Origin of the sequence: Chitinophaga lutea (assembly GCF_003813775.1) — a bacterium.
GTDB classification, from domain to species: Bacteria; Bacteroidota; Bacteroidia; order Chitinophagales; family Chitinophagaceae; genus Chitinophaga; species Chitinophaga lutea.
Genome location: NZ_RPDH01000001.1, coordinates 82,658 through 95,553, shown reverse-complemented (window position 1 = coordinate 95,553; position 12,896 = coordinate 82,658). Strand labels below are relative to the sequence as shown.

Below are 12,896 nucleotides of genomic sequence, written 5' to 3'. Positions count from 1 at the left end.
GTTTTATAATAGCCCGGAGATAGTTATTTGGTCTCTTTGGGGGTTAGTTAATTCCCTATCGTTTCGTAAATTTCCATCATCTCACTGCGATAGTTATGCAAGCAAAAGAAAAAAATCAAATTTATTTTTGCGGTATGAGTAAATAGCTGATTTGCTTATAAGATTAGTAAATTTTCTTATTTTGGTTTGGGGGTTTTTCGTTTGTTGGAGGGGCTAGCCATGTTCGTTTTTGAGTTGTTTAAAAAAGGTCTCCATGACTCTAAGTAATATTCTAGTTCAATCCATTTTATAAGACTCTAAGCCTTCATGTAAATTCTATTTGATACTTGATATTATTAAGTTGATGCTGATTTTTCCGTCAGATACCAATGTTTGCTTCCTGAACCTGTTGTTCGGATTTCAACCAGTGAATATATGAATAATTGGATGGGTTTCTGAAGGGTCGAAGGTTATTAGGTATTTTCTAATTCGTACATAATTTCTAGTGATGCGCTTATTGTGGAATGTCTCGTTAAGACTATTTGGATCGCCGATTGCTGCAGCGAAAATATTCTGTAGATTCTGATTTCGAATTTTTGAGACCTGTCTGAAATACGAGGGTTTTTATACTGTCGGAAGGTGATGTGTTCGGTAATGTAATTTCTATTATAGGACGAATCCTACGCATTAAAGTGGCATATTTTCCAAACTCGGATTACGTCAGACTACGGCTATTGTTTTCTCAGACGTATTTGTTGATGAGGTGTTTCTTTTTCAAGTTAAGCGCAACACCACCATGGTTTGTTACTAATTCTTTGTCTAGTAGAACTTCGAATGAGGAGTCGAACGTTAAAACATCCTTGCAGAAATGATTTCTAAGTGTGTCAACCGATATGGATTTACTGCCCCAAAATCGACGTCTTTCAAGCGTACGTAAAATTTCCCTAGCTCCAACATCAATATCCATAGTGTTTGAAAACCCAACAATTGATGAGTTAATGTCCTCAAGCACTTGCCCGTCTGTATGATTCAAACCAAAGTAATGACTGTGGGTTTGTCGGACAGTCGTTACCTTAGACGAACCAACTAATACCACTTCAAATCCGTTTTCCGAGGTGTATCTGTTTTCGAAATCTACATATCTTTTTATGGCGTCTTCAGGATCATTGGTTATTAGTTCCCAAGTGACGAACGAGCCAATATTCCAGTTAAACACAAATATCCAGTTGTTGAGACCCGGTTCTGTCATTCGCTTTTCTTTTTCTTCTAGGTCCCTAATTACACCTTCATTCACATAGCTGCTGAAAACATTCTTTTCATCGGAACTTTGAATGATCTCTTCTGATTTTATTCGAAGCTCTTCTACTTTTGTTCTTAATGCGGCATCCGGATTTCTTCCTGATTCAATCTCATAAAACAAATCTGATAAGGTTTTGAAGTAGCGAATTACCATAGGGTCTCCTTCAAGCTCTTTTATGTAATGTCCATAAACTATAGAAGTTCGCTCTATTGCTTCTGCCCAATAGTGTTGAATTTTACTTCGTATTTGAAGCTCCATCTTGATGCCTTCTCGTTCCAAGATTACATGATAGGCCCGGTAACCTGAATCTTCTCTTCCTTCACCGCGATAGTCCGTTTGTCTGATCACTTTTAGTTCCTTGTTGCTTTGAAACCTTGTAATAAGGAAGTTTGCAACTTCATCCACGTCACTATTTTGATCTACTATTATTCTCGCGCCACCAATATCTTGAAGTTGGGAAAGCCGTATGCTGAAACGCAATAATTTTCGTATAATTTGAGGCTTTCGCTTTATTCGTTGAGCGATAAAATATTCCTTTCCATATAGTGATAGCCACTGTTGGACTTCAATTGTCGTTTTGGAAAGTGGTTCCAAATGGTTTTTTCTATATTCATCAAACGCATCCATGTATTGAATGTATTTGTCTACATCCGTTTCGTTTTCGCGAGATAGTGCTTTGCCGGCAGTGTCTATAAGATTTTTCGAAAGCTTCAATTTGTTCATTATGCTCCGGGATTTTTTGTATGTTGTTTCGAGGGCTGACGATAGCGGTTTGACTCAACCTATGCTATATACAGATTTTTTACATTGTTTTTAGGGGGTAAAATGAGTTTTTAGTGGATTAAATTTAATGATACTTTTCTTTTTTTAACGCTTATGCAGATAGTTTTTTCATTGGTGGAGTCAAAAAATCCTAAATGGCCGTAAGACGTAAAGCGAACATTTTTGTTTGGCGGCTTCACCCTAAAAAGCCTAAAATTTGTCTTATAATGATAACGGGCAGCTCAAATTGTTTATATGCAAAGATTGGCTAGGCTACAGGTACTGAATGATTACATAATTACAAAGAATAATACATCTCATATATGAAAAAACTTTCAGCCCTCCTCCCCTGGAACCTTTGCTTACTACTCACCACCATCAAAGTCGTCACCGAAGGAATGACCAACCCCACTTTCCACCTACCTCTCCTCGGCCCGGCATATACCGTCAGCGGGCAACCTGCTGTTTTCCTCTATGGCATGCTTCTTTGTGTCATGCTGTTCTGCGCCTGGGCGAGCTATAGGATACTCTTTAACCAGAAACACCATCTGCTGGTCGATACCATACCCAATTATCTCATTTTCCTGGGCACCAGATATTTTATCCCCCTGATCATTCTGGAGTTCATCTCCACCGATGAAAACTCCATCCTCCGCCAGCCGGTGATCACCAATCCGATATTCTGGATGACCTTCGGGTACTTTATGATGACGGATACGGTGATTTTCTGGCGCAGATTCCAGCCGGACGATAGAATCAGCTTCCGGGTGTTCGGCCGGCAGTTTGAAGTAAAGGTGCGGTACCTCTTCTGGCTCTCCGTACTCGTGGAAACGGTGTTCTTCACCACGGAAATGAACAAATACTCCCATCCGGCCAAATCAAAAGATGCCAACAGGGAAGAGCTCCCCAGGGACAGAGAAGGGTAGCGCCTGGAAGATACCCTACGGAAACTAAGCACGCAGGAGCTGTATGGTCGCTATCGCTTTAGGGCGTAGGATTATTCGGTATGTTTTACGTTGAAGACATGATAAAAAAGTCAAAAGAAAGATTTCAGTAAGCTCACCCATTTTTTCAGTTTGATAGTCTTAGTAGTATGAACATAAACGTTTAATATTTCTCCGGCAAACCATCGCTTAAGAGAAAATTTTCATAAGGCTTCACCCACTTTTTCGGGAGAGATAGTCTTATATATATTGAAAACGGGCCAAACTAATATGCAGCACTAGGCAACAGAAATTCTCAAATTATCACTACTAGTAAAAACCAAACCATAATATCCTGCTTTTGCAGGGTGTTGAACTATTGAACTATGTGCCGGTAGACGCATGCCGTGTACCCATTAATCCCCTTTGTCCTTGCATTAATTAAAATTGAAAATTTTATTCAATGAAACTGTTTACGATGAAACGACTGTTTAAAGTCTACATCCCCGTTATTCTAGCCTTGACAGGGATAGCCATTAAAGCGAAGCAAATGGCAGACGTATACGCAGCGGAAAAGAAGAACGGACTTGAAATTTTGACATTAGGAAAGGTAGATGTAGTCGATTTTAACAGAGACTTGAAAGAACTTAATGTAAGCTATGACAACACTGATCTGAAAACAACCAACCAGAATATCGGTATTTATACAATCAGGGTCGCAAATAATGGAACGGAGCATATCAGGCTGGAAGATTATGACCCCGATGCCCCGATAGGACTTAGAGTGCTCAGTGGAAAGATCGTCGATGATCCCAGGATCATATTTGAAGGAAACAGGTATCTGTTCCAAAGCGTGAAACTGAAAAAGCAGGGAGAAGACAGTATCACCATGTCGAGCGTAATCCTCGACCCGGGTGAATTCTTTACAATGAAAGTATTAGTGCTGTATAATATCTTCAATGAACCGGAATTGACGGCATTCGGAAAGGTAGCCGGGCAGAAAGAGGTGCCGGTCATGTATGCTGCAGACTCGGGAAACGCTACCGTATTCTGGAAAGAAGTACTGGATGGAGAACCTTTGATTTGGGCTGCACGGATTGTAGCCCTTTTTATTGCAATAACTTTCGCGGTTTGGATAGTATTTATCCTGGTCAGCATCTGGTGGAAGGTAAAACGGAAAAGAATAGTAAACGGTTTTAAACGTAGCAACGGAAAAGATGCGGCACTATTAGGGAATGGCTTGTTTGGATCATTTATCATCAACGGTCCGAAAGTTCTCAGGGATATGCACAGGATGATAGCCAGCGATCTGATACTGCACGGTATTTACGTGGCGTTGAAACAGGCATATAAAAATACGGAAGAAGGGGAGGAGATCATCGAAGACTATGAGCGGCCGTCCCACGCGATAGATTGCATGCTGCTGTATAAGATTGCAACGGAAACGAACGGCAGGCTGAGCATTAACAAACAAAAGAAACAGGCCCTCGCGCGTTTCCGGAGCTATGTCCGGAAGCAGCGGGCGCATCGATATAAAAACGGTTCCAGGCCGATGGACTACCTCATCCAGAACTTCACCCCGCCGTTTCTTCGCAAATTGCTTTGAAATTCCGGCTTTATCCGCTAAATTAGATCTGTACCGGGTACGTTACCGTAAATTGCGCGATTTACACTGAAATCCTCATGCCGGCACTCGAAAAGAGCGCCGGCGGACCCTTCTTTTACCAACAAAACCGTTATTATGAAAATCGTATTACAGACTATTCTCACGTTTGCTGTGACGGGATTGGTGTATTGCAAAAAACCTGAGGTAAAACCATCGGAACAGCCGCAGGGACAACGGTCGGAGAGCCCCGCAGCACTTTTGTCAACCACCACTTTTAATGTCTCGCCTTCCACCAGTTTCAATTCTACCTTCTGGTCCAACGTGCAGGCGGCCCTGGCAACGGGCCCGGTGGATATCATCTTTGCGGACGGCACCTACACCCGCACCGCCACTCTCAGCTTGTCCAACATCGGCGACGATACGAACCTGCTGACGCTCAAAACCGCGGTAACGGAAGGAGGGGCGGTATTCAACGGCAGCATCGCCAAACTGATGAACGTCAACCTCTGCAAAAACATCAAACTGCTCCGCCTGAAGTTTACGGGCGATGTAACGGGTTATGCGCTGACCATCGTCAACAGCCAGGACATCACCGTGGAGAAATGCCAGTTCGTGAATTTGCCGGCCGTGTCGTACGGGGCACTGGGTGTGCATTACGCCGCATCCAACCGCATAATAGTCAAATACAACACGTTCGAAAACGTGGGATACGACTCCCATGCCCACATGATCTACGGCGCCTACGGCATCCAGCGGCTCAGCGTGGTGGCCAACACGTTTAAAGACTGCTCGGGTTCGTTTGTCCGCTTCCGGGGCGATTTGTCGGATAAGGGAGTCGTGTATGACAACGACTTCATCTCCACCGGCACCTATCTCACGGGCATCAACCCGGTATTCATCGAAGTGCCGGTGTTTAACGACGTGAACCCGGGGAACGAAAGGATGGGCACCAGTTTTATGATCACGAAGAACACGTTCAACTACGCCACGGCCGGTTCACAGGCAACGCGTTACGCACTGGTGTTCCATCATACGGGCTTCAACCCCGTTGACAGGAATTACCTCATCAGCGCCGCAGACGCCACCACCCTCAACAGCGGCACCGTGACGCAGAAGCGAAACATCATGTCCACTCAGCTGGGCCTCGACGGAGATTCCATCCATTTCGGGGGCAACACGAACACCAACGTACAATACAATGTAGTTTACCGCTGCTGGAACGGTTACGGCTCTACGGGACCGTGGACGGGCATCGCCAGCATCGGCACGGCGGTGAATGCCACCGGGCTGGCCACTACGGAAGCGGCGGCGATCGGGTATTATCCCTGAGGTGTAAAGTAATCTTTGCTGTCATACAGTCTGGATATGACGCCATGGCGGCTCCCCTGTGTTATGTGCATTGCGCCCGGATGATTTCCCGGCTGGCAACCGCGCCTGCTTCAGCTAATAACAGCCTCCCTGCCGCAGGGAGGCTGTTTTTTTACAGGATAACCTTATATTGAGAAACGATTCAAAAACGTTATGAACAAACGACAGTTTTTTGTATTGGCCTGCCTGGTCATCGGTGTGATCGCCCTTTCCCGCTGCGGCAACAGGAAAGCCGGCGGCGCAGACCCACGAGGCGAAACATTCGCCGCGGCCAATACCTGCGCGAACTGTCATCAGGCAATCGTTGCATCTTACGCCGCCACCGCGCATGCGCACACATCCGCACCCGCTTCCGCGGCAACGGTGAAGGGCAGTTTTACATCGCCGGATAATGTATTCCATTTTCCCAATGGGAATGAAGTAAAGATGGAGCGGGAAGACAGCATCCTGTATCAGGCGGCTTACCAGAACGGCACGCTGCAACAGAAGCAGCCTTTCGACATTGCCGTAGGCTCGGGCAGGAAGGCGCAGACATTCCTGTCGTGGCGCAACGGGCGGTATTTCCAGCTGCCCATCTCATATTTCGTACCGGCCGCCAGCTGGGCGAACAGCCCGGGGTTTCCGGCAGACCATCCCAAGTTCGACCGGGTGATCCCCAGCACCTGTTTCGGTTGCCACAGCTCGGCAGTGAAAGTCAAGGAGGTGCAGGAAGGCATGGGCCTGAAAGAAGTGTTTGAAAAAAGGGAAATGATCGCAGGCATCGATTGCCAGCGCTGCCATGGCCCCGCCGCGGCGCATGTGAACTTTCACACCGCGCATCCGGAAGAAAAGGCCGCAAAAAATATCGCCCGCATCGATACCATTCCCAACCTCCGGAAACTGGACATGTGCGCCCTGTGCCACTCCGGTTTGAAACCCTTTCAGAAATCCCCGTTCCGCTTCCAGCCGGGCGACGCACTGGCGGAGTACCTGCTGCCCACCGTGCCTTTCCCGAGAAAACCGGCTGAAATGGACGTGCACGGCAACCAGCACCAGCTGCTCGTAGCCAGCCGGTGTTTCATCCAGAGCAAAACCATGAACTGCTCTTCCTGCCATAACCCGCACACCACGGAACGCGACCTGCAGATGTTCGCGCAGCGCTGTATCAGCTGCCACGAGCAGGACACGCATAAAAAAACGAAACTCTCCGCCGAAGCGCGGCAACAGGATTGCATCAACTGCCACATGCCGGCGCTGCCCTCTAGCGCCATCACACTGCTTGCCAACGGGCAAACCAATCCCACCCCGGATTCGATCAGGACGCACCTGATCGCCGTGTATGAAGACGCGGCGCAAAGCATCCTGGCGAAACTGCCCAGGGGGAAATAAAGCGTCGGGCCGCCTGCGGAAACTGTTTTTCAGCAGCCATCCGTGCTCGTCCCGGTTACTCCAGTTCCTTTCCCGGACCTTTATCGCCTTGCTGCCGGATTTGCTCCACCCGGTCGTCTACCATGCGGATGAAACGCCACTCGTCTTTGCCGGCCACGCCCGGCTGGCACTGCGGCAGCAACCACGACAGGTCGCCGGCAGCCTTCAGCCGGCCGAGCAGCTGCACCAACGGTGTGGCCCCATCCGGTCGCGGTTCTGCCAGATCATGTTTGACCAGGTACGCATACATCTCCCCGGTTCCCACTGTGTACTTGTTGTAATTGAGCCTGAAATACTGCTGGATGGCCTGCGAAAGCCGCAGGGCTTGCTGGTAATCTTCCTGGGTACATTGCATATAAACTAGTTAACGGGACAAACAACGGAAGGGGTTTTCGCCATTTAATTTAGCGAAAAATCAATAACAATAAAAAATATTATAAAAGGAAATGTTAAAGTGTTCATTCAATGATAGTTATCATGTTTTGTGTTGTAGCGAAGCGGTAATTTTATGAAGTGTAAAGTAATAGTGTGTTTTAAATAGGCAATAGCGGCTCCCGGAAGGGGGCCGTTTTTGTTTGAAAGCGCATACCCCGCGGGTTGGCCATTGGCATCGGTCCCATTCAGGACGGCCCGCCCATTTCCCCCGGTTACTCATTCGTCCCCGCCAATGAATCAATCGGCATGCAGGATTGAGCGGATTTTGGTAGTTTTATGCTCATGCGCCGCATTCTCCTGTTATTGTTTTGCTGCTCGCTTTTCTGCCTGCCTTCCCGGGCGGATTCGGAAGAGGACTGCCTGCGTATTATCCGTGCGGGCAACGGGTACCTCTGGCGTTTTATGCCCAAGGAGGCCTGGGATGAATATCACAAAGCCATGGCCATGTCGCAGGCGATGCACAACGACTATCTTTTCGCGGAGTCGCTGTTTGGCGTGGGGCAGGCCCTGTGGTATAACGGGCAGTTCGGCCTGGCGGCGGACACTGTCGGTCTCAGCCTCCGGTACTACCGCCGCGTGGGCGCGAAAGGCGGCGAGGGCAGGGCTTTGCGTATACTCAGCAATATTTACGACGACCAGGGGAAATACGAAGAAGCATTCAAGACCGTAACGGAAGGCCTGGCTATCTATGAAGGTAGTCAGGATAACCATACCTACGTGCTCCTGTTGGCGCAGATGGGCGCATTGTACAAAAGCATGGGCGATTATCAGTCGGCCCTCGAATACATGAGAAAGGCGGAATCCCTTCGTCCTTTTAAAAACGAATACCCCTACCGCGAAATGTACAACCGCATGGGGGAGCTGTACGCGGCGATGGGCTCCATTCAGCAGGCCCGCCGATGCTACCAGCTGGCACTTGCGGGCACCTGGAAAAGCAAGATCGTGCGCCTGAAAATGGGCCACACGTACCTGCTGGAAAAGAATTACGATATCGCCTTCAAATACTACGACTCGCTGTACCAGGAATCGTCCCGGGTAACGGACCGGAACATCCTCATCGGCAGCATGCTGGGCCTGGGAAGGATCTACCTGCAGCGAAACGATCTGCAAAACGCGCTGGCCATGGCGGAAGGCTCCCTGGTGCACTCGGCCCAATGGGGCAACGCACGGCAGAATACGCGGGACGGCTATGGACTGCTCAGCGCCATTTATGAAGCGGCAGGGAACGATCGCAAAGCGCTGGAGTATCATAAACAATACGAGGCGATGAAAGATTCCGTGGTGTCGGACAATTTCAAAAGAACGCTGTTCGGTTTCCGGCAGGAAGCGGAAGCGGGCCGCCTGAAAGCGCAACGCAATACCCTCATCGCCTGCACGGCCGGCGTGGTGCTGCTCGGGCTCTTCGTCGTGCTGATCCTCCACCTGCGGCATAAAAACGAAAAGCTCAACCTGCGCCAGCGGGCGGCGGAACTGGAAATGAAGGCGCTGCGGGCGCAGATGAACCCGCATTTTATTTTCAACTGTCTCAGTTCCATCAACCATTTTATCCTGAACGAAGAAAGCGACAAAGCCTCCGAATATCTCACCCGTTTTTCCAAACTCATCCGCACGGTGCTCGTCAACGCGGGTAAAACCACCATCTCGCTGGAGGAAGAGCTGGCGATGCTGCGCCTTTATCTGAACATGGAGCAACTGCGGTTCAGGGAGGCATTCGATTACGCGGTGGAATTCGAACCGGGCCTGCATCCATCCATGATATTCGTGCCCTCCTTCATCCTGCAGCCTTTCTGCGAAAACGCCATCTGGCACGGCTTGCTGCACAAGGAAGGCAAAGGCCGCCTGAGCATCCATTTCCGGATGCACGACGATGTGCTGATCTGCACCATCCGCGATAACGGCATCGGCCGGGAAGCGGCGGCGGGCGTGAAGCCGGGGCCGGTGGAAAAAGGCGCTTCTTTCGGCAACCGGCTGAGCGCGGAACGCCTGGCGCTGTTCAACGGCAACCAGCAGGACGCTTCATTCGTGACGGAAGATGTGAGAGACGACAGGGGCGCCATCGCCGGAACTAAAGTAATTTTGAGGATCAATAATAAACAGGTACATGATTAACGCGGTTGTGATCGACGATGAACATTATGCTTCCCGCGCACTGGTGACGTTGCTGCAGAAACATTGCCCGGATGTGACGGTAACCGCCGTATGCAACAACGCCAGGGAAGCGGTGCGCCTTATCCGCGACACACGGCCGCAACTGGTGTTCCTCGACATCGAAATGCCTTACCTCAACGGGTTTGAAGTGCTGGAAATGCTGGCGCCGGTTTCGTTCGACTGCATTTTCACCACCAGCTACGACCAGTACGCCATCAAAGCCATCCGTTTCAGTGCGCTGGATTACCTGCTCAAGCCCGTCGACCCCGAAGAGTTGAAATCGGCTGTGGGCAGGGTGACGGGGAAACAGTCGAACTCCCTCCAGCAGCAGATGGAACTGCTCCTGTCGCGTTTCCAGCAGCCGCAAACCCTGATGAACCGCATCGCCCTGCCCACCCTCGAAGGGCTGCAGATCGTACCGGTAGATTCGATCCTCTACTGCACTTCGCAAAGTAACTACACCATCTTCACACTGACCGGCAACCAGAAACTGACGATCTCCCGTACGCTCAAGGAAGTGGCGGAAATGCTGGAAGAACACCAGTTCCTGCGGGTGCATCATTCTTACCTGGTGAATCTCCACGAAGTCCGTAAATACAACAGGGGAGAGGGCGGCAGCCTGCTGATGAGCGACGGCGCCGCGATAGACGTATCGCGATCAAGAAAAGAAGAGCTGCTCCGCAAACTGCAACCGGGTAAATAATCCTTCAACTGCTCATTCATCACCGTCAACTGCTCAATCGGGCTAGGGATCCGTTGTGTTGTGCAATAGCTTCACGGCATGAAAAAGGCCGTTTTCATAACGATGATATCCCTGCTGCTGACGATGGTGCAGGAAATGACCGCGCAGCAGAAAAAAGATTCGGTCAGAACGCTGTCTGAAGTGAACATCTCCGCCAGGCGGCCGCTGGTGATCCGGAAGGCGGACCGTTATATCATCGACGTGGAAAACAGTTTCCTCGGCAACGGCCACTCCGGCCTCGAGGTGCTCCAGAAATCCCCCGGCCTCTGGGTAAGCCCGGACGGGAATATCCGCATCACCGGCAACCAGTCGGTTACCGTGATGATCAACAACGTAGTGCAGCGCATGTCGCCCGCTGAGCTCGCGGAATTTCTCCGGACGCTCCGCTCCGAAAACATCAGCAAAATAGAAGTGATCGCCAACCCGCCAGCGGAATATGAAGCTTCCAGCTCAGGCGGCATCGTGCACATCATCCTGAAAAAGGCGCGGGAACAGGGCGTGAGCGGCAGCGTGTTTGCACGGTACATGCAGCAGGGGCGGGATCCCAATACGGGCGGCGGCGTCTCGGTGGATTATAAACTGAAAAAATGGTACCTGTTCGGCAGCTACAATTACATGCTGGACAACAGTTTTTATACCGGCCACACCATTACCGATTACCCGGACAAACTTCATATCAGTAATCAGACGGAGCGGGACAACGACAATACCCAGCAGCAGGCCCGGGCAGGCATCGTGTACGACTTTTCAAAGGCGCACAGCCTGAACGTTCAGTATATGATGAACCGCGGCCGGCTCGATCAGCATTTTCATTCCGCCCTCACGTACCGCCGGCCGGATAGTACCACCACCGGCGAAGCGAATACCAACTGGGTGAGAACGCCCCGCTTCAGCAGCACTACGCTGAGCTACGCCTGGACCATCGACTCGCTGGGCTCATCGTTAAAAATCATCGGTGATTATTCCTACGCCGGCCGCGAGGAATCCAACACACTCGTGTCGGTATATACAGACACCACCATGAGCCGGGGCCTGCGCACCTTCACGCCCAGCACCACGGACATGTACAGCGCACAGGCGGATTACAGCCATGCCATGAAAGGAAAGGCAGCCATCAGGGCCGGGCTGAAATACGTGCAGACCAACCGCCACAACTCCATTGCCGCCGAAGAGGACAGTGATGGGGGGTGGATTAAAAGTCCCGCCCGCAGCGATGATTTCCGGTACAACGAGCACCTCCTGATGTTCTACGGCGCTTATGAAAAACTGATCAAACGAACCGCTGTCAAAGCCGGCCTCCGCGGCGAACAGACATATTCGGAAGGCATTTCCCTCATTACGGGAGAAACCATCAGCCGGAAGTATTTCGGCTGGTTCCCGTCCCTGTTCATAGATCATACGCTCGACGAAAAACAGGGTAATTCCATCCAGTTCAACTACGCCCGCCGCGTAAGGCGGCCGGCGTATAACGATCTGAACCCTTACCGGTTGCAGGTGAACGACTTCGCGATCCTGACCGGTAATCCCGATCTGCAACCCCAATACACACATAGCATCCAGGCAGGTTATACCTGGCGCCGGGAGTATTCGGCAGCGCTGTATGTCAAATCTACCACTGACTATATAGCCCAAACTGCCCGTACTATTCAGGAACGGGTGATAGAGCACATGTCGAAGAATTATCCTTATCATACTGAAGTGGGGATGTCTTTGAACGCACCTGTCACCATCCTTAAAAACTGGCGCTCGAATAACGGTCTGTTGCTATATTTTGCTACCACGGATATAGATGAGGTACGGATCTCCCGTACCTCTATTTCCCTCAAAACCAGCCAGCAGTTCGAGTGGAAGAAGGTGATGGACGTAGACCTGTATGCCGAATACAACTCGCCGTATATCGTGGCGAATGCGCGGAAGGCGCATGTATTTTTCACGGACCTGGGCATGTCGAGGAAAGTTTGGAAAAACGGGCGGGTGCGCCTGAGCCTGACAGACATCTTCAACACCTTCCGGGAAAGGGACATCACGGAATACGCCGGCACCCGGATCGATTTTTACCAGAAACGGCCCACCCGCAAAATAGGGCTGTCGTTCGTCTGGAATTTCAGCGCGGGCAAAGCGTTCACCAAAAAGAAAATAGAGACGAACAATTCGGAGGAGCGGAGCCGGATGGGGAACTGACGGGCGATGGGCTGGTATTTTTTTATCCTTTGGTGATCGTTTATT

General features: G+C 50.1%; 9 protein-coding genes. 7 read left to right on the top strand and 2 right to left on the bottom strand.

The window, feature by feature from the left end; genetic code table 11:
• Positions 1-721: 721 nt before the first annotated feature.
• Positions 722-2,002, bottom strand: coding sequence for a RelA/SpoT domain-containing protein (locus EGT74_RS00305; protein ID WP_123844451.1), 1,281 nt, complete (start codon positions 2,000-2,002; stop codon positions 722-724).
• Positions 2,003-2,364: 362 nt separating this feature from the next.
• Between EGT74_RS00305 and EGT74_RS00300 the strand changes: the two genes are divergently transcribed.
• The 4 genes from EGT74_RS00300 (at position 2,365) to EGT74_RS00285 (ending at position 7,306) form a co-directional block, all read left to right on the top strand.
• On the top strand, positions 2,365-2,967 hold the full coding sequence (locus tag EGT74_RS00300) for a hypothetical protein (RefSeq protein ID WP_123844450.1): 603 nt from the start codon (positions 2,365-2,367) through the stop codon (positions 2,965-2,967).
• Positions 2,968-3,442: 475 nt separating this feature from the next.
• Complete coding sequence (locus tag EGT74_RS00295) at positions 3,443-4,570, top strand: hypothetical protein (RefSeq protein WP_123844449.1); 1,128 nt, start codon at positions 3,443-3,445, stop codon at positions 4,568-4,570.
• Positions 4,571-4,705: 135 nt separating this feature from the next.
• Entirely contained in the window at positions 4,706-5,899 is a 1,194-nt protein-coding gene (locus EGT74_RS00290; protein WP_123844448.1) for a hypothetical protein, read from the top strand.
• A gap of 192 nt (positions 5,900-6,091) precedes the next feature.
• The gene (locus tag EGT74_RS00285; RefSeq protein WP_123844447.1) at positions 6,092-7,306 is read left to right on the top strand and encodes a multiheme c-type cytochrome; all 1,215 of its coding nucleotides are present in this window, start codon (positions 6,092-6,094) and stop codon (positions 7,304-7,306) included.
• 55 nt (positions 7,307-7,361) lie between these two features.
• Here the strand turns inward: EGT74_RS00285 and EGT74_RS00280 are convergent, their stop codons facing one another.
• A complete protein-coding gene (locus tag EGT74_RS00280; protein ID WP_123844446.1) occupies positions 7,362-7,700 on the bottom strand; it encodes a hypothetical protein in 339 nt (112 codons plus the stop codon).
• A gap of 362 nt (positions 7,701-8,062) precedes the next feature.
• Between EGT74_RS00280 and EGT74_RS00275 the strand changes: the two genes are divergently transcribed.
• From EGT74_RS00275 to EGT74_RS00265, 3 genes are all read left to right on the top strand, one after another.
• Positions 8,063-9,889 (top strand): tetratricopeptide repeat-containing sensor histidine kinase, encoded by a 1,827-nt coding sequence (locus EGT74_RS00275; RefSeq protein ID WP_158617941.1) that lies wholly within the window; start codon positions 8,063-8,065, stop codon positions 9,887-9,889.
• A complete protein-coding gene (locus EGT74_RS00270) occupies positions 9,882-10,631 on the top strand; it encodes a LytR/AlgR family response regulator transcription factor (protein ID WP_123844444.1) in 750 nt (249 codons plus the stop codon). Before EGT74_RS00275 ends, EGT74_RS00270 begins: the two co-directional genes overlap by 8 nt.
• Before the next feature lie 78 nt (positions 10,632-10,709).
• Positions 10,710-12,851 (top strand): outer membrane beta-barrel family protein, encoded by a 2,142-nt coding sequence (locus EGT74_RS00265; protein WP_123844443.1) that lies wholly within the window; start codon positions 10,710-10,712, stop codon positions 12,849-12,851.
• The last annotated feature ends 45 nt before the right edge of the window (positions 12,852-12,896 follow it).